Origin of the sequence: Bartonella capreoli (genome assembly GCF_902813205.1) — a bacterium.
Lineage (GTDB): Bacteria > Pseudomonadota > Alphaproteobacteria > Rhizobiales > Rhizobiaceae > Bartonella > Bartonella schoenbuchensis.
Genome location: NZ_CADDZX010000002.1, coordinates 40,587 through 60,320, shown reverse-complemented (window position 1 = coordinate 60,320; position 19,734 = coordinate 40,587). Strand labels below are relative to the sequence as shown.

At 38.0% G+C, this 19,734-nt stretch carries 12 protein-coding genes; 8 read left to right on the top strand and 4 right to left on the bottom strand.

What is annotated here, in order from left to right; translation table 11 throughout:
* Positions 1–16: 16 nt before the first annotated feature.
* The 4 genes from rpoB to J7R05_RS02225 all read left to right on the top strand — a co-directional run bounded on the left by rpoB (position 17) and on the right by J7R05_RS02225 (position 11,665).
* Positions 17–4,165, top strand: coding sequence for a DNA-directed RNA polymerase subunit beta (gene rpoB / locus J7R05_RS02240; RefSeq protein WP_208541202.1), 4,149 nt, complete (start codon positions 17–19; stop codon positions 4,163–4,165).
* Positions 4,166–4,335: 170 nt separating this feature from the next.
* Positions 4,336–8,547 carry a DNA-directed RNA polymerase subunit beta' gene (rpoC, locus tag J7R05_RS02235; protein ID WP_208541030.1) on the top strand — a complete coding sequence of 1,404 codons (4,212 nt, stop codon included), beginning with the start codon at positions 4,336–4,338 and terminating at the stop codon, positions 8,545–8,547.
* A 688-nt stretch (positions 8,548–9,235) separates the two neighbouring features.
* Positions 9,236–9,913, top strand: coding sequence for a nitroreductase (locus J7R05_RS02230; RefSeq protein WP_208541029.1), 678 nt, complete (start codon positions 9,236–9,238; stop codon positions 9,911–9,913).
* 354 nt (positions 9,914–10,267) lie between these two features.
* Positions 10,268–11,665 (top strand): L-serine ammonia-lyase, encoded by a 1,398-nt coding sequence (locus tag J7R05_RS02225; protein WP_208541028.1) that lies wholly within the window; start codon positions 10,268–10,270, stop codon positions 11,663–11,665.
* A 475-nt stretch (positions 11,666–12,140) separates the two neighbouring features.
* Here J7R05_RS02225 and J7R05_RS02220 read toward each other — a convergent pair whose 3' ends face one another.
* Both J7R05_RS02220 and J7R05_RS02215 read right to left on the bottom strand, forming a co-directional pair.
* On the bottom strand, positions 12,141–12,419 hold the full coding sequence (locus tag J7R05_RS02220) for a hypothetical protein (RefSeq protein ID WP_208541027.1): 279 nt from the start codon (positions 12,417–12,419) through the stop codon (positions 12,141–12,143).
* Positions 12,420–12,452: 33 nt separating this feature from the next.
* Complete coding sequence (locus J7R05_RS02215) at positions 12,453–13,802, bottom strand: D-alanyl-D-alanine carboxypeptidase (RefSeq protein WP_208541026.1); 1,350 nt, start codon at positions 13,800–13,802, stop codon at positions 12,453–12,455.
* 234 nt (positions 13,803–14,036) lie between these two features.
* On the opposite strand from J7R05_RS02215, the gene clpS reads away from it, so the two are divergent.
* Entirely contained in the window at positions 14,037–14,396 is a 360-nt protein-coding gene (clpS, locus tag J7R05_RS02210; RefSeq protein ID WP_208541025.1) for an ATP-dependent Clp protease adapter ClpS, read from the top strand.
* Positions 14,397–14,409: 13 nt separating this feature from the next.
* Positions 14,410–16,776, top strand: a complete 2,367-nt coding sequence (gene clpA / locus J7R05_RS02205; protein ID WP_208541024.1) for an ATP-dependent Clp protease ATP-binding subunit ClpA — start codon at positions 14,410–14,412, stop codon at positions 16,774–16,776.
* A gap of 8 nt (positions 16,777–16,784) precedes the next feature.
* On the opposite strand, the gene J7R05_RS02200 is transcribed toward clpA, so the two are convergent.
* Both J7R05_RS02200 and J7R05_RS02195 read right to left on the bottom strand, forming a co-directional pair.
* Positions 16,785–17,207, bottom strand: coding sequence for an HIT family protein (locus tag J7R05_RS02200; protein WP_208541023.1), 423 nt, complete (start codon positions 17,205–17,207; stop codon positions 16,785–16,787).
* Between the two features lie 144 nt (positions 17,208–17,351).
* Positions 17,352–17,813, bottom strand: coding sequence for a RidA family protein (locus J7R05_RS02195; protein WP_208541022.1), 462 nt, complete (start codon positions 17,811–17,813; stop codon positions 17,352–17,354).
* Positions 17,814–17,961: 148 nt separating this feature from the next.
* Here J7R05_RS02195 and J7R05_RS02190 point away from each other — a divergent pair, with 148 nt between their 5' ends.
* Positions 17,962–18,786 carry a cell envelope integrity EipB family protein gene (locus J7R05_RS02190; RefSeq protein ID WP_208541201.1) on the top strand — a complete coding sequence of 275 codons (825 nt, stop codon included), beginning with the start codon at positions 17,962–17,964 and terminating at the stop codon, positions 18,784–18,786.
* A gap of 163 nt (positions 18,787–18,949) precedes the next feature.
* A complete protein-coding gene (gene rpsB / locus J7R05_RS02185) occupies positions 18,950–19,726 on the top strand; it encodes a 30S ribosomal protein S2 (protein WP_010703639.1) in 777 nt (258 codons plus the stop codon).
* Positions 19,727–19,734 lie beyond the last annotated feature (8 nt).

Below are 19,734 nucleotides of genomic sequence, written 5' to 3'. Positions count from 1 at the left end.
AGATCGAGGAACGATGATGGCTCAGACCCTAGCGATGATGTCTCAATTCAATGGTCGTAAGCGCGTACGCAAGTTTTTTGGTAAGATTCCTGAAGTGGCAGAAATGCCGAATCTTATTGAGGTCCAAAAAGCATCATATGATCAATTTCTCATGATTGAGGAGCCAGAAGGTGGGCGTCCAGATGAAGGCTTGCAAGCTGTTTTTAAATCAGTATTTCCTATTTTGGATTTTTCTGGTACAGCTATGCTTGAATTTGTTCGTTACGAATTTGATTTGCCAAAATTTGATGTTGAAGAGTGCCGTCAGCGTGATTTGACTTACGCAGCTCCATTAAAGGTAATATTGCGTTTAATCGTATTTGATATTGATGAAGATACAGGTTCGAAAGATATCAAAGATATTAAAGAGCAGGGCGTTTATATGGGTGATATGCCTTTAATGACGAGTAATGGTACTTTTGTCATTAACGGTACAGAGCGTGTTATTGTTTCGCAGATGCATCGTTCTCCAGGGGTGTTTTTTGATCATGATAAGGGGAAATCGCATTCATCAGGAAAATTACTTTTTGCGGCTCGTGTAATTCCTTATCGTGGTTCTTGGCTTGATATTGAGTTTGACGCTAAAGATATTATTTATGCCCGTATTGATCGGCGGCGTAAGATTCCGGTTACGAGTCTTTTGATGGCGTTGGGTATGGATGCGTCAGATATTTTATCAACATTTTATAATAAAATTACCTATGAGCGTGTTGAAAATGGTTGGCGTGTTCCTTATTCAATTGATCGCTTTAAGGGAATGAAGCTGGTTTCTGATCTTATTGATGCAGATAGTGGTGAGGTAGTTGCTGAAGCGGGTAAAAAACTCACAGTTCGTACTGCAAAACTTTTGGCAGAAAAAGGTCTAAAAGCGATTAGAGTTAGTGAAGATGATTTGCTAGGGTCTTATCTAGCAGAAGATATTGTTAATTATCAAACGGGTGAGATTTATCTTGAAGCCGGTGATGAAATTGACGACAAAGCATTGAAGATTTTGTTTGATATTAATGCTGATCAAATTGATGTTCTTGATATTGATCATATGAATGTTGGTGCGTATATCCGCAATACTTTAAAGGTGGATAAAAATGAAAGTCGGCAAGACGCACTGTTTGATATCTATCGAGTAATGCGTCCAGGTGAGCCTCCAACAATAGATACAGCGGAGGCTATGTTTCTTTCGTTATTTTTTGATCCTGAACGATATGATCTTTCAGCTGTTGGTCGTGTTAAAATGAATTTGCGTATGGGGCTTGATTGCCCTGATACGGTTCGTATCTTGCGTCAGGAGGATATTCTTGGCGTTGTTAAGATGTTAGTTGAACTGCGCGATGGCCATGGTGAGATTGATGATATTGATAATCTCGGCAATCGTCGTGTTCGATCAGTTGGGGAGTTGATGGAAAATCAGTATCGGATTGGCTTGCTTCGTATGGAGCGCGCAATAAAAGAGCGTATGTCATCGGTTGAAATCGATACTGTTATGCCACAAGATTTGATTAACGCAAAGCCAGCAGCGGCAGCGGTTCGTGAATTTTTTGGATCTTCGCAATTGTCGCAGTTTATGGATCAAACTAACCCCTTGTCAGAAATTACCCATAAACGTCGTCTTTCTGCTCTTGGGCCAGGTGGTTTAACACGTGAGCGTGCAGGTTTTGAGGTGCGTGATGTGCATCCTACGCATTATGGTCGTATTTGCCCAATTGAAACACCAGAAGGTCCTAATATTGGTCTTATTAATTCTTTAGCAACATTTGCACGAGTTAATAAATATGGCTTTATTGAAAGTCCATATCGCAAAATTATTGACGGTAAAGTGACAACAGAGGTGATTTACCTTTCTGCAATGGAAGAATCAAAACATTATGTAGCTCAGGCTAATTCTTCATTAGATTCAGAGGGGCGTTTTACGGAAGAGTTTGTAGTTTGCCGTCACGCAGGTGAAGTTTTGATGGCTCCACGTGATCATGTGGATTTGATGGATGTTTCACCAAAACAGTTAGTTTCAGTGGCTGCTGCTCTTATTCCATTTTTGGAAAATGATGACGCAAACCGTGCATTGATGGGTTCAAACATGCAACGTCAAGCGGTTCCACTTATACGTGCTGAGGCACCATTTGTTGGTACAGGTATGGAATCGATAGTTGCTCGTGATTCTGGTGCTGCTATTGGCGCAAAACGTAGTGGTATTGTTGATCAGGTTGATGCAACACGTATTGTTATTCGTGCAACAGAAGATTTGGATCCTTCAAAATCTGGTGTTGATATCTATCGTTTACAGAAATTTCAGCGTTCCAATCAATCGACTTGTATTAATCAGCGTCCTCTCGTGCATGTTGGTGATCGGGTGGAAAAAGGTGATATCATTGCTGATGGTCCATCAACTAATCTTGGTGATTTAGCTCTTGGACGAAATGTTCTTGTAGCATTTATGCCTTGGAATGGTTACAATTATGAAGATTCCATTCTGCTTTCTGAGCGTATTGTTGCTGATGATGTGTTCACTTCGATTCATATTGAAGAATTTGAAGTTGCTGCACGCGATACTAAACTTGGACCAGAAGAAATTACCCGTGATATTCCTAATGTTGCAGAGGAGGCATTAAGGAATCTTGATGAGGCTGGTATTGTTTATATTGGTGCTGAAGTTCAGCCTGGCGATATTTTAGTTGGTAAAATTACACCAAAAGGTGAAAGTCCAATGACGCCGGAAGAAAAGCTTTTGCGTGCGATTTTTGGTGAAAAAGCTTCAGATGTCCGTGATACCTCTATGCGGATGCCTCCTGGAACTTTTGGTACTGTTGTTGAGGTGCGTGTTTTTAATCGTCATGGTGTGGAAAAAGATGAACGTGCAATGGCGATTGAACGTGAGGAAATCGAGCGTTTAGCCAAAGATCGTGATGATGAGCAGTCGATTCTTGATCGAAATATTTATGCACGTCTTGCAGATATGTTGAAAGATAAAGTTGCAATAGAAGGTCCGAAAGGGTTTTTTAAAGGCAAGAAGCTTGATAGCGCAATAATGGATTCTTATCCACGATCGCAATGGTGGCAATTTGTTATTGATGATGAAAAGATTCAAAATGAAATTGAAGCTTTACGTAAGCAGTATGATGAATCAAAAGAAACGTTGCAACGTTGCTTTATGGATAAGGTTGAGAAAGTTCAAAGGGGCGACGAGATGCCTCCTGGTGTCATGAAAATGGTAAAGGTTTTTGTAGCTGTAAAGCGCAAAATCCAACCAGGAGATAAAATGGCAGGGCGCCACGGTAATAAGGGTGTTGTATCGCGCATTCTTCCTGTAGAGGATATGCCTTTTCTTGAAGATGGAACGCATGCTGATATCGTGTTAAATCCACTGGGTGTGCCTAGTCGTATGAATGTTGGTCAAATTCTTGAAACGCATCTTGGTTGGGCGTGTGCAGGGATGGGTAAAAAAATTGGTGATTTGGTTGAGCTTTATCAGGGGACTGGGGATATACTTCCTTTACGTCAGTGTATTGAGAATCTCATTCCTGATAATGACCGTAATGAACCAGTGCGTCAGTATAATAATGAAAGTCTTTTTAAATTGGCGCTTCAGATGAGAGATGGTGTTTCAATTGCAACACCTGTTTTTGATGGTGCTCATGAAGCTGATATCAACATGATGTTGGAAGATGCTGGTTTAGATAGTTCAGGACAGGTGACGCTTTACGATGGTCGTACGGGAGAGCCTTTTGATCGTCCGGTGACGGTAGGTTATATTTACATGCTTAAATTGCATCATCTTGTTGATGATAAAATTCACGCACGTTCAATAGGGCCTTATTCACTTGTTACTCAGCAACCGTTAGGTGGTAAAGCGCAATTTGGTGGTCAGCGTTTTGGTGAAATGGAAGTATGGGCTCTTGAAGCTTATGGTGCTGCATATACTTTGCAGGAGATGTTGACGGTTAAATCAGATGATGTGGCTGGTCGGACAAAAGTTTATGAAGCGATTGTTCGTGGTGATGATACATTTGAGGCAGGTATACCTGAAAGCTTTAATGTGTTGGTAAAAGAAATGCGTTCACTTGGTCTTAATGTAGAACTTGATGATGCACGCGGACTTGTAGCGCACCAGGCGTTGTCTGATGCAACAGAGTAATGAATAAGGGCGCACAGGAAACAGTGCGCTCTAATCAGTTTGAAGGGCTATAATAAAAATTCTATTAAGGTAGTAAAAGCTGATTTAAGAAGTAGAAATAGGTTTTAAATAAGACTGTGATAAAAAAGAGCCATCGCAGCGGATTCTAAAAATCTTTGAAGGAGAACAGCATGAGCCACGAGGTCATGAATCTTTTCAATCCTCAGGTACCAACGCAGACATTTGACTCTATTCGTATTTCAATTGCGAGTCCTGAGAAGATTCTGTCCTGGTCATACGGCGAAATAAAAAAGCCAGAGACTATTAATTATCGGACGTTTAAGCTAGAGCGTGATGGTCTTTTTTGTGCGCGTATATTTGGTCCTATTAAAGACTATGAATGTCTATGTGGCAAATATAAGCGTATGAAATATAAAGGCATTATCTGTGAAAAGTGTGGTGTAGAAGTTACTCTTTCACGTGTGCGCCGTGAACGCATGGGGCATATTGAACTTGCAGCGCCGGTCGCTCATATTTGGTTCCTTAAGTCATTGCCGGGTCGTATTTCTACTCTTTTAGATTTAACTTTAAAGGATATCGAAAGAATTCTTTATTTTGAAAATTATATTGTTACCGAACCGGGTCTGACGTCGCTCAAAATGCACCAGCTTCTTTCCGAAGAAGAATATATGTTGGCTATTGATGAATTTGGAGAGGACCAATTTACTGCTATGATTGGTGCAGAAGCTATTTATGAGCTTCTTGCTGCAATGGAGTTGGATAAAATAGCGAATGATTTACGCGTTGAATTGGCTGAAACAACTTCGGAATTAAAACAAAAAAAACTGATTAAACGGCTCAAGATTGTTGAAAGCTTCCTTGAATCCGGTAATAAACCGGAATGGATGATTATGAAAACAATTCCGGTGATTCCGCCAGATTTACGTCCATTGGTTCCGCTTGATGGTGGTCGTTTTGCAACATCGGATTTAAATGATCTCTATCGACGTGTTATAAATCGTAACAATCGTTTAAAACGACTGATTGAGCTGCGTGCTCCTGGAATTATTGTACGCAATGAAAAGCGTATGGTACAAGAAGCGGTCGATGCATTGTTCGACAATGGTCGCCGTGGACGCGTGATTACTGGGGCAAATAAACGTCCATTAAAGTCACTTTCAGATATGCTAAAAGGTAAGCAAGGGCGTTTCCGTCAAAACTTACTTGGGAAGCGTGTTGATTATTCAGGTCGTTCAGTTATTGTGACGGGGCCTGAATTGAAATTGCATCAATGTGGTCTTCCTAAAAAGATGGCTCTCGAATTGTTTAAGCCATTCATTTATGCACGCCTTGATGCAAAGGGCTATTCATCAACTGTAAAACAAGCAAAAAAGCTTGTTGAAAAAGAACATCCGGAAGTTTGGGATATTTTGGATGAAGTTATTCGTGAACATCCTGTTTTGTTAAATCGTGCACCAACGCTTCATCGTCTAGGAATTCAAGCTTTTGAGCCTGTTTTGATTGAAGGAAAGGCGATACAACTTCACCCATTGGTGTGTACAGCTTTTAACGCGGATTTTGACGGCGATCAAATGGCAGTGCACGTTCCTCTTTCACTTGAAGCTCAGCTTGAAGCTCGTGTTTTAATGATGTCGACTAATAATATTCTACATCCAGCCAATGGTGCACCGATTATTGTTCCATCACAAGATATGGTTCTTGGTCTTTATTATCTTTCAATTGTTTCTGATAAAGAACCAGGTGAAGGAATGGCATTTGCTGATATGGGTGAGCTGTATCATGCTTTAGAGAATAAAGTTGTGACTCTTCATACGAAGATCAAAGGCCGTTTTAAAAATATAGATGAAAATGGTAAAGAGGTTGCCAAGCTTTACGATACAACGCCTGGTCGTTTGATTATTGGCGAGCTTTTGCCTAAAAATCCGAATATCTCATTTGATATTGTTAATCAGGAGATGACTAAAAAGAACATTTCTAAAATAATTGATCAAGTTTATCGGCATTGTGGGCAAAAAGAAACGGTTATTTTCTGTGATCGTATTATGCAACTTGGTTTTTCTCATGCTTGTCGTGCTGGTATTTCCTTTGGTAAAGATGATATGGTTATCCCCGATAGCAAGTCACGTTTGGTTGCAGAAACGGAAGCTTTGGCTAAGGAATATGAGCAGCAATATAATGATGGTTTAATTACACAGGGTGAAAAATATAACAAAGTTGTAGATGCCTGGGGTAAATGTACTGATCGCATTGCGGATGAAATGATGAAGCGTATTCAAGCTGTTGCATTTGATCCAAAGACAGGTTCTCAGCGGCAAATGAATTCAATCTACATGATGTCGCATTCGGGTGCGCGTGGTTCTGCTAATCAGATGAGGCAGTTAGCTGGTATGCGCGGATTAATGGCAAAACCATCTGGTGAAATTATCGAAACACCGATCATTTCTAATTTTAAAGAGGGTTTAACTGTTAACGAATACTTTAACTCGACCCATGGTGCTCGTAAGGGGCTTGCTGATACTGCATTAAAAACTGCTAACTCTGGTTATCTAACGCGGCGTCTTGTTGATGTTGCGCAGGATGCTATTATTTCAGCGGTTGATTGTGGTACTGTAAAAGGTCTTACTATGCAACCAATCGTTGATGCAGGACAGATTGTTGCGTCGCTTGGTCAGAGAATCCTTGGTCGTACAGCACTTTTTGATATTTTGCACCCAGTTTCTGGTGAAGTTATTCTTCAGGGTGGTGCGATGATTGAAGAGGCTGATGTCGCTAAGATTGAAGAAGCTGGAATTCAGTCTGTTCAGATTCGTTCTGCTCTGACTTGTGAAACGCGTCTTGGTGTTTGTGCTAAATGTTATGGTCGTGATTTGGCACGTGGAACGCCGGTCAATCAAGGTGAAGCAGTTGGTGTGATTGCGGCTCAGTCAATTGGTGAACCAGGAACGCAGCTTACCATGCGTACATTCCACTTAGGAGGAACGGCGCAGGTTGTTGATTCATCTTATTTTGAAGCGTCTTATGAAGGTACAGTAGAACTACGTAATCGTAATGTAGTTCGCAACTCTGAAGGCCATTTGGTGGTTATGGGGCGCAATATGGCTGTTATTGTCAAGGATGAGACTGGTAAAGAGCGTGTTGTGCATCGTATTAGCTATGGTTCACGCATTTTTGTTGATGATGGTGATGTTGTTAAACGTGGACAACGTATAGCAGAGTGGGATCCTTATACACGCCCAATTCTTACTGAAGTTGATGGCTATATAGGTTTTGAAGATATGATTGATGGTTTATCAGTAACTGAAACAGCTGATGAATCTACGGGGATTACGAAGCGTTTGGTGATTGATTGGCGTGCTAATCCACGCAGTGCTGAGCTAAAGCCAGCAATTATCATTCACGCAGATAAGAAAGGTGAGCATATTGCTAAATTGCACAAAGGGGGGGAAGCTCGTTACATGATGTCAGTGGATACTATCCTTTCTGTTGAGCTTGGTTCTTACGTTAAGGCGGGTGATGTTATTGCGCGTTTGCCACTGGAAAGTGCTAAGACCAAAGATATTACGGGTGGTTTACCACGTGTGGCTGAACTTTTCGAAGCGCGGCGTCCGAAAGATCACGCTATCATCGCTGAAGTTAGTGGTACAGTTCGATTTGGTCGGGGTTATAAAAATAAACGCCGTATTATTATTGAGCCAAATGATGCAAATTTTGAGCCAGTAGAATATTTAATTCCAAAGGGTAAGCTATTTCATTTACAAGAAGGCGATCAAATTGAAAAAGGTGATTATATTCTTGATGGCAACCCAGCACCTCATGATATTTTAGCGATTAAGGGTGTTGAAGCTTTGGCGTCTTACCTTGTTAATGAGATTCAAGAGGTTTATCGTTTACAGGGTGTTTTGATTAATGATAAGCACATTGAAGTGATCGTTCGTCAAATGTTGCAAAAAGTTGAAATTACAGAATCTGGAGATTCTGGTTATATTCCAGGTGACAATGTTGACCGTATTGAATTAGATGAAATCAATGATAATTTAATTGCGGAAGGTAAAAAGCCTGCATCTGGTAATCCTATACTTCTTGGGATTACGAAAGCATCTCTTCAGACACCGTCCTTTATTTCAGCAGCGTCATTTCAGGAAACAACTCGGGTGCTTACTGAAGCAGCAGTTTCAGGAAAGATTGATACTTTGCAAGGGTTGAAGGAGAATGTTATTGTTGGCCGGCTTATTCCTGCAGGTACAGGTGGCACAATCGCTCAAATTCGTCGTATTGCCACGATTCGTGATGATTTGATTGTAGATGAACAGCGTAAGTCTAGTCATAGTGAAGAAAGTAAAGCTATGTTGACGGATATGACGGCGAATGCTGCTGTTGAATAATTTTGATTAATATATGCCAAAGAGTAATAGGAAAATGCCTGAGTAAAATTCAGGCATTTTTTTTGGTTTTTAAATGCAGAAATGGCAGATTATTCCTAATAAATATAACTGTAAAATTTAAGCAATTATAATTTCGTTTTATTTTTACATTCATTGATAATGATTGATATCAGTAGTGCTTATTGTTTAGCTGTAAAGTTTTAATTGTTGTGCAACCAAATGAAAATTCATGTCGACTGATATTTTCTATAAAAGGTCATGAGAGGGGGTAGAGAGCGACAGATTGTCTCAAATGATCTAAAATGATTGATTTTAGGGGATGTCAGAGAAGTAATTTGTTAGATCAATTCTGTATTATCTTTTTCCAGAAAGGTGCTAGAGTGATATTATGATGGAAGGGTTAAAAGTTAAAGCCAGCAAAAAAATAAAATGGCTATTAATGCATAAGAATTTATAGATTTTCACGAGTTGATATAGTGGAAAAATATGTGAAATATAACTCAAATCTTAGGCTTAGGTAATATTTCATGCTAATTAAAGTCATGACATTTGGGAACTCAAATTTTGGGAAGCGAGTGTGTTTTATTTAATTACATTGCATTGGTTTTTCTTGTGCCATAGAAAATTTTTTCTATTAAACAGCAATGGTATTTCAGTTTATCTTCTTGTAGGGGGAAAGTAAAAACAAATGGCTAATTCTACTTTTGATATTTTTCAATCTGTTTTGTCACGAAAATCAATTAGAGCTTTTACTGATCAGCCTGTTGAGCAGGAAACAATCAAGAAAATTTTAAAACTCGCAGCGCGAGCACCATCTGGAGCAAATCTTCAGCCTTGGCAAGTAATTGTTATAACAGGAGATATGTTGCAGAAAGTAGGGGGAGAACTTTCACAGCTTGTACTATCAGGTGTAAAAGGAGAGCGTGAATATCATTATTACCCTCGCCAATGGCGAGAGCCTTATCTTTCACGGCGTCGAAAAGTTGGTTTGGATCTTTATAAAAGTCTTGGAATCCAGAAAGGTGAACAGGAAAAAATGCTTCGCCAACATGCGCGAAATTTTTCATTTTTTGGTGCACCTGTTGGACTCTTGTTTACAATGGATCAAGATATGGAAATTGGTAGTTGGCTTGATTTAGGTATGTTTATGCAGACAATTATGTTAGTAGCGCGTGGATTTGGATTAGACACATGCCCTCAAGCAGCTTTTGCTGATTACCATAAGCAAATTTGTACACTTTTATCAGTGTCTTCTGAGCAACGTCTTATATGTGGTATGGCACTTGGTTATCGTGATGCAAACGCTCCAGAAAACAATTTTGAAACTGAACGCGAACTAATCGAAAATTTTGTACGTTTTATTTGATTTGTGCTAATGAAATGTTCTTGTGTTATTGGATAGTTAATTTTAAAATTTGAGGTATTATAAGAAATATCTCAATGCAATTTATAACCTCCGTTTTATTTTAACATTGCATGTTGACATTTATTTTATTAAACTTATTACGCTAAAATAGCGGTATTTTGGATAACCAATTAATTCCTCAAAGGTTGAAGATGGAAGATAGTATAGAAAAAAATTGTTGGGTGGTAGCAAGGCGCGCAACATTGGTATTTATTGCTGTCATTTTTTTAGCTTATCTTACAATTTGATTTTAAATGAGACAAAAATAATAAAAGAACTTATACTCAAAATCTGCATTTTGTTTTGGGGTAAGTAATGTTTCTATCTGTTTTTGAACTTTTTAAAATTGGTATCGGCCCTTCTAGTTCTCATACAATGGGGCCGATGACGGCTGCTAATATGTTTTTGCAAGAAATTATTGCAAAGGATTTATCTTGTTCATCTCATATGAGAGTTTCTCATATTCGTGTTTATCTTCATGGCTCGTTGGCTTTTACTGGTGTTGGTCACGCTACAGATAAAGCTATTATATTAGGATTGTTGGGAGAAAAAGTGTCTACTGTTGATCCTAATAGTATGGGGATGCTTTTAGAAAAAGTTAAACATGAAAAAAAGGTGCAACCGATAGGCCACCCTGCTTATCATTTTGATTTGCAGAATGATCTTATTTTTGAACAAAAAAAAGTTTTATCTGGACATGCTAATGGTCTTGCATTTGAAGGGCTTGATTCTGATGGAAACGTCCTCTTACGGCGGGTTTATTATTCTATCGGTGGCGGTTTTGTGGTAACCGAAGATGAATTAAATGATGCGAATTATAATACAAAATTAGAAACATCTCAGGTGCCATATCCTTTTGACTCAGCGAGTGAAATGTTACTAATGGCAGAAAATTCAGGTCTTTCAATTGCTGAAATGAAACGCATCAATGAAGAAACAAAGATGGAGCGTGCTGCTTTTAATGCTGCGCTCGATGAAATTTGTTCAGCTATGTCAGATTGCATTGATAGGGGGCTTGCACAAGAAGGTGAATTACCAGGTGGCTTGCGTATTCCAAGACGTGCTAAAAAATTGTATAAAGAGCTTTTAGAAGATCAGAAAAAAAATCGTAATCACTCACTTTGGGTCAATGATTGGCTTTCTGTATACGCTATAGCAGTAAATGAAGAAAATGCAGCAGGTGGTCGTATTGTCACCGCACCGACGAATGGTGCAGCTGGTGTTGTACCTTCTGTTCTACGTTGTTATCTGCAATTTAATAATAGTTCCAATCGGGAAGGGGTGCATAATTTTTTATTAACGGCAGCAGCTATTGGCGGTATCATTAAACATAATGCTTCTATCTCTGGTGCAGAAGTTGGTTGTCAGGGTGAAGTGGGAACAGCATCTTCAATGGCAGCTGCAGGATTAACAGCAGCATTAGGTGGTACGCCCGCTCAAATTGAAAACGCTGCTGAAATTGCTCTTGAACATCATTTGGGAATGACATGTGATCCAGTTGCTGGCCTTGTACAGGTTCCATGTATTGAACGCAACGCTATAGGTGCTGTTAAGGCTGTAACAGCTTCTTCTCTTGCTTTACATGGTAATGGAACACATTTTGTTTCTCTTGATGCTTGTATTGAAACGATGCGTCAAACAGGACATGATATGAGTGAGCGCTATAAAGAGACAAGTAAAGGTGGCCTTGCACGCAATGTTACATCATGTTAGCTAAATAAAGATACTTTATTTGATAAAATTATCGGATTATTTATGCATCGAGAGAAGCACTACTTTATTAAGAGTGCTTTATGCATTGAAAGAATGTGATTTTAATAAGGAAATATCGTTTAAATGAAATAAGAAAATGATCGGAAGAATTTCTTTTTAGTAAATCATTGGTATCGAACATTCAGTGTTGCTATTATCGTTTCATAGATATTTTCTTTACTATAACGAAGGTGTAAGCAATATACCGTTTTTAATGTTAGATTCTGCATTGATACTAATAGTTTTGATATTTTTGCGTCTTTTAAGAACAATGTTATTTGAACACCATAAATGTTAAATAATAAAAATAGAAATTCACGCTGGAATCTCTGTAAATTTAAGATAAAAGCCCACGCACTTAAAATCTTTAAAATCTTATATAGTGAATAAATACTTTGTTATCAATCAAGTATTTCTTATAAGGGATGGCTGATATTTAAGTATTGGTTGCCCCTAAACGGAGTTTGACAGGTATATTTCCTGTGCGACTTGCAACTCGTAAATGAATGCGTACAGGAGGCGTAGCTAAACGACGGTTTCGATTTGTTTGACAAATAAGAAGATTAACAAGAGAATGTGTGTTGGACACCATTGGGGTATGCTTTAAATTGGCAAGTTTAGTTGCAGCATCGTGAAGAGAACGTAATGAGAGGAGAGACGATTGTTTTGACTGCTTTCCCTTTTTAAGAGACGGGGAAATAACATTATGTGTCATGGCACTGTCCTTAATACAGAATTCAAAAACTTTTTAATAGATTACAGTATAGCAGTTAAAATTTGCTTTCTTTAGGGTAGAACAAGCATTGTGCGCAGCTTTTTTTGATTGAAAGCCAACAAATCGAGCACGATAATAACGATGTCCACTTTTTTCAAACAGTTGCATATGTGCAGATGTATGTTTTAGAGCTGAATAAGCTGTATTCTTGGCTTTTAAAAGCAGAGAGTTTGCCTGTTCTTTACTGGGAAGAGAACCAATTTGAATGGCCCATCCACCAGTTGTAGATAAAGAAGCAGTAATGATTTTATCTATCTCCCCAGATGTAGTTTTGTGAGGATTAGGAGTTGGTATAATCACCTGGTTTACGGCCGCTATAGCTGTGTTTAATTCATTAGGTTGTGCTGCAAGTGCTGTTAGAAGTGCAGAAACATCGTCATCTAAATCAGTTAGATTTGTTTTAGCAATAGGTATAGGGGTGGCTGCTCTAGTGGGTAAATTATATGACACCGCAGCTACTAAATATTCATTTGTTTTCTTACGACTTGCTTTTGGCAAATATCGGTTTAACAAGTTAGTCATATGAATATCACGTTCTGTAGATGATTTTCCTCCCATTACTACGGCAACAATGGAGCGTCCTTCAATATGCATTGATGTGGCTAAATTAGAACCTGACATTTGTGTATAGCCTGTTTTAATTCCGTCAACACCTTTTATTGTTTTTACTAATTTATTATGGTTGTTAATTGTTTTGCCACGAAAAGAGAAACTTGTTGTTTTAAACAGTTTATACTGCTGAGGAAAATGTTTACGCAAAGCTAACGCCAAAGTGGCCATATCTTTTGCTGTAGAATAATTGCGTGTATCTGGAAGACCTGAAGCATTTGCAAAACGAGTATTTGTCATACCAAGTTTACGGGCTTTCACTGTCATTATTCGAGCAAATTTTTGTTCACTGCCACCAAGATATTCACCTACAGCAGTAGCAACATCATTTGCTGATTTTGTAATAAGAGCTTTAGCAGCTTCTTCTACAGAAATTGTTTGACCTGGTTTAAAGCCTATTTTCGTTGGTGGGCGTGCAGCTGCGTAAGCTGAAACAGGAATGGGTGTGTTTGGCGTTACGCGACGCATTTCCATAGCTTCAAAGAGCATGTACAACGTCATCATTTTTGTTAAAGAGGCAGGATAACGTTTTAAGGTTGCATTGGCTTGAAATAAGGTCTTTCCTGTGTGTGCATCTATAACAATAGCCGCATATTTATCGGGGTAAGCTTCTTTAGGAGTAGCTTTTGCTGAAGAGTAAGAAATAGTTAGAACAATAAAAGTAGTCACTATTCCTTTGTAGAAAGGTGCAATTTTTCGCCAGTTAATATACACGTGTAATACCTTATTTATGCCAAATAATCGCATCAAGATCTTTCTTGTTGCAGTTAGTTTAACACAATTTAGATGAATGGTGTTACTAATTTATTTATAAAATCATTTTGTAAGTCTCTCCATTTGACTTACAATTTGATCATAAAAGAAAATTTATTCTTCATATACTCAAATATTGCGATGGTTATGAGAGGATTTTAAATTAATAAAAAGTATACTACATGGAAAATGATAATGATATTAACTGAAAAACCCGCACTTCATACTATGCAAAATGAAAAGGGCAAGGGCTGGAGCGAAGATAAATATGATACTATTGTTATACCTCAAGTTAAGCCGAAATTTCAAAAGCCTAAATTATACCGTGTTCTTTTGCTGAATGATGATTACACACCTATGGATTTTGTTGTTTTTATTTTGGAAAGCTTTTTTAAAAAAAGTTTTGAGGAAGCAACTCGTATTATGTTAAATGTTCATCAAAATGGGATAGGTGAATGCGGTATTTATACCTATGAAGTGGCTGAAATGAAAGTTGTGCAAGTTATGGAGTGCGCGCGTCAAAATGAACATCCATTACAATGTGTAATGGAATAGAAGAGAGAGGGTTATGCCGTCTTTTACGCCCAGCCTTGAAGAAGTTTTGCATCGTGCATTAACAATTGCTACTCAAGCGCAGCATGAATACGCAACATTAGAGCACCTTTTACTTGCTTTGTTAGATGATGCTGATGCAAGTTCAGTAATCCACGCTTGCCAGGTAGATTTGGAAGAATTACGGGAACGTTTGACTAATTATATCCAATCGGAATTGGATGCACAAATTAAAACCGATAAGGATACAAAACCAACAGCATTTTTTCAGCGTGTTATTCAACGTGCAGTGATTCATGCTCAATCAGCAGGAAAAGATGAAGTATCGGGGGCAAATGTTCTTGTTGCAATTTTTTCTGAACGTGAAAGTCATGCAGCATATTTTCTTCAAGAAATGGGAATGACGCGCTATGATGCTGTGCGTTTCATTTCACACGGTATTGTGCGTGATGATGGGTTATCCCTATTACTTGAAGATCTTGAAGAGCAGTTAGATCAACATGTTTTGGAAAACAATGACAAAGTGGCCAGTGTGCTTGCTACTTATTGTGTTAATTTGAATTGTAAAGCGCGCAGTGGAAAAATTGATTTATTAATTGGTCGTGATGTGGAAATTTCACGAATGATGCAGGTTTTATGTCGAAGGTCAAAAAATAATCCACTGTTGGTTGGCGAACCTGGTGTTGGAAAAACGGCTATAGTTGAAGGGTTGGCTAAACGCATCGTTGATGAAAAGGTGCCCGAAGTTTTATTAAATGCAACAATATTTTCTCTTGATATGGGGGGGCTTGTTGCTGGCACACGCTATCGTGGTGATTTTGAAGAGCGATTAAAGCAGGTTGTTAAAGAATTAGAACAATATCCTGGTGCTATTTTATTTATTGATGAAATTCATACACTAATTGGGGCAGGAGCTACGTCTGGGGGGCATATGGATGCAGCAAATCTTTTAAAACCTGCATTATCTTCAGGTATGATTCGATGTATTGGTTCGACAACTTATGAGGAATATAGAAAAATTTTTGAACTCGATCGAGCTTTGACGCGTCGTTTTCAGAAAATTAATGTTAATGAGCCATCTGTCGCTGATGCAATTAAAATTTTGCAAGGATTGAAGCCTTATTTTGAAGAATTTCACCAAATTAAATATACCGATGCAGCAATGATAGCATCAGTAGAATTATCCTCACGTTATATGGCTGACCGCCGATTACCCGATAAAGCAATTGATGTTATTGATGAAAGTGGTGCTGCGCAGATGCTTTTGCCCAAAAAACAAAGAAGAAAGAGTGTCGGTGTTAAAGAAATTGAATCTACAATTGCAGCTATGGCAAGGATTCCACCAAAAACAGTTTCTAATAATGATCGCAAAGTCCTTGAAAATCTTGAAAAAGAGCTCAAACATGTTGTTTATGGGCAAGATCAGGCGATTGGAATACTTGTATCGTCCATTAAGTTAGCACGAGCGGGATTACGTGAGTCAGAAAAGCCGATAGGAAGTTATTTATTTTCAGGACCAACAGGTGTTGGGAAAACTGAAGTTGCAAAACAACTGGCATCTTCTTTGGGAATTGAGTTGTTGCGTTTTGATATGTCAGAATATATGGAACGGCATACAATAGCACGTTTGATAGGAGCTCCTCCAGGCTATGTAGGGTTTGATCAGGGTGGTCTTCTCACAGATGCTGTTGATCAGAATCCTCATGCGGTTGTGTTGTTAGATGAGATTGAAAAGGCTCATCCAGAATTGTTTAATATTTTATTGCAGGTGATGGATTATGGTAAATTAACAGACCATAATGGTAGAAAAATTGATTTCCGCAATATCATTTTAATTATGACAACCAATGCTGGCGCTTCGGATATGGCAAAGTCGGCTGTGGGATTTGGTAAAATACATCGTGATGGTGATGATATAGAAGCTATCAATAAATTATTTACACCAGAATTTCGTAATCGGTTAGATGCTATTGTTCCATTTGCACCTTTATCCCAATTAGTAATTAATCAAATTGTGCAGAAGTTTATTTTTCAACTTGAAGCACAATTAATTGATAGAGGAATTTCTTTTGAACTCAGTGAATCTGCAATGGTATGGCTTGCTCGTAAAGGGTACGATGCTCAAATGGGAGCACGTCCGTTGAGTCGTGTTATACAAGAACATATAAAAAAGCCGTTAGCTGATGAAATTTTATTTGGGAAATTGCGCACCGGTGGTATAGTTCGCGTATTTACGCACAAGTTAAACAATGGTAGAGAAAAACTAGAATTAGAAATTTTATCTCCTGACCCTTCTCCTTCTGTTGGCTCAAATGATAGCAAAGCTCACAAGAGCTTATTGAATTCTGCAAAATATATAAGAAAAAAGAGCTCTACAACTTAAAACCATTTTTAAAGAACTGATCGGATTTTTTGTGCATGTTCTTTGAGTATTTCTGTAGGCGTTATGACATTATTATGGGGTTTAAGTTCTACTCCTTCCATCCGTGGTATAATATGGAAATGAAGATGGTAAACGGTTTGTTGACTAGCTGCTTCATTAAATTGCATGACTGTTACACCATCCGCTTGAAAAGCTTTTTTAACAGCATTAGCAATTTTTTGAACAACTTTAATGACCGAAAACAATATTTCCGTATCTGCATCTAATAAATTTCTACAGCTTTTTCGGGGAATAACCAGTGTGTGCCCTGGAGCTTGGGGCATGATGTCCATAAATGCAATAACATCATTATCTTCATAGACACGAATGGAAGGAATTTCGTTACGAATCAATTTAGCAAAAATATTGTTATCGTCATATACTTGTTTCATAAAGCATTTTCTTTCAGTATTTATCTAGAAATAGAATTCATTCACACTGTTTTTAAAAGACTAAAAATGTAAACTCTTTGAAAATATAAACTCAAGGCAATTTATAATATTCTATTTTGCGCAAATGTTGAATTTATGAAAGAGTTAGATTTCTATAATAGCTTCTACTTCTACAGGAACGCCCATAGGCAGAGCGCAGACCCCGACAGCAGAACGAGCATGTTTACCTGCGTCACCGAGAATATTAACAAATAGATCAGAAGCTCCATTAGCAACAAGGGGTATATCGGTAAAATTAGGATCTGCTGCAACAAAGACAGTAATTTTTATTATGCGTTTTATTTTACTTAAATCACCAAGGGTTAATTTTATTTGTGCAAGGGTATTAAGAGCACATACTTCTGCGGACTTTTTTGCTTGTTCAGCACTGACAGTTGCGCCAACTTTTCCGATTGCTACTGGTTTTCCACAAGACAGTGGTAGCTGGCCAGAAATGAAAAGTTGATTACCAATTTGTGATGTTGTTATGTAATTTGCAATGGGTTGTATTGCTTCAGGAATAACAATACCAAATTTTTTTAAACGACTTTCAATTGAGTTGGTCATATTTTAACTTCCATATTTTCTATGATATAGTGATATAATGTGTCTCATAAACTATTTTCTAGCTTAAAGAAATGTATTGAAGTGATTTAAGGGGAGGTTTGTCGTTTTTTATATGATTGTGTGCAGAATAAAAAATTGGAAGTCAAAAATAATCAAGCCATTATTTATGATAGGTTTATACAATGTTCTTCTATGTTCCGCAGGAGCTGAAAAACCTATTTTTTTGGTACCTCATCGAGCTATTTACGATTTTCAACTTGAAAGTGTTTCTCATGAAATGTCGATCCTAGGAGTTTCTGGGCGGATGGTTTATGAGCTTACAGGTTCAGCATGTCATGGTTATACTACAAGGTCTCGTTTTGTGAACCGTATTTATATGAAAGATGCACCGATACGTTTAACAGATCAACAAATAACGAGTTATGAAACAGCTAATAGTCATGAATTTCATTTTAATGTTCAAAATAAGATTGGAGAAGACGTTTCAGATAATATCGAAGGGGTGGCTGAGCGCACTAAAGATGGAATTATAGTTAAATTAAAAAAGCCAAAAGAAGATGTCTATAAACTTGCAATAGCTGAATTTCCAATTATGCAATTGAAAACTATTATTCAGCAGGCAAAAGCAACTCGTCATTTTTATCACACAGCTGTATTTGATGGAACAGATGGTGCAAATGAAGTGATAAAAGAAAGTATAGTTATTGGAGACAAAAAGAAGTTAACATCTGATTCTGAAACGAAAAAATTGGGAAAATTAAGTGAGGAAAGCCATTGGCCTGTTACAATTTCTTATTTTGATGATAAAAAAAATAAAGATGGTTTGCCTCTTTATCGTACCAGCTTTCTTTTATATGAAAACGGTATTATGCGAGACTTGCTCATAAATTATGGGGATTTTTCAATACGCGCAAAATTGAAAAATTTTGAACTACTCGATCTTGGAAAGAATTCTGATACTTGTAATCATTAAATAAATGATATGCAGAAAATGACTTGAAAAAAAATCAAATATTAGTATGATATTTTTATTCCACACGCGAAATTCGGGTACTTATAGAAAAAACTATCAAGTGTCCACCGGTAGTAAGTCTTTTTACTTTTTTCGCGGAGGTTAAACCGGAAAGGATAAAATTGTGGCATTACCAGACTTTACTATGCGCCAGCTTTTGGAAGCAGGTGTACACTTTGGTCACCAGACACAGCGCTGGAATCCAAAAATGGCTCCCTATATTTACGGTCAGCGTAATAATATTCATATTATTGATCTTGCTCAGACTGTTCCTCTTTTGTATCAAGCGCTTAAACTTGTTTCAGATACGGTTGCGCAGGGGGGGCGTGTTCTATTTGTTGGCACCAAACGACAGGCGTCTGATATTATCGCTGATGCAGCTAGTCGATCGGCTCAATATTACGTTAACGCGCGTTGGCTTGGCGGTATGCTGACAAATTGGAAAACAATTTCTAATTCAATACACCGTCTACGCAAACTTGATAAAATTCTAACTACTGAAGCGCAGGGCTTTACTAAAAAAGAACGGTTAAATCTTGAGCGTGATCGTGAGAAATTGAATCGTGCACTAGGCGGTATTAAGGATATGGGGTCTGTTCCAGATCTTATGTTTATTGTTGATACAAATAAGGAAAATATTGCCATTCAAGAAGCAAAGCGTTTGGGTGTTCCTGTAATTGCTATTGTTGATACAAATTGTGATCCTGATGGTATTGATTATCCAATTCCAGGTAATGATGACGCTTCGCGTGCGATTTCTCTTTACTGTGATCTTGTTGCACGTGCTGCTCTTGATGGTATTGCTCGTCAACAAGGTGCAATGAATATTGATGTAGGAGCTCAGGCTGATGTACCTGTGGAGCCTGCTTTGGAAGATGCGGTTTCGGTTGTGGAATCATGATTTAAAAA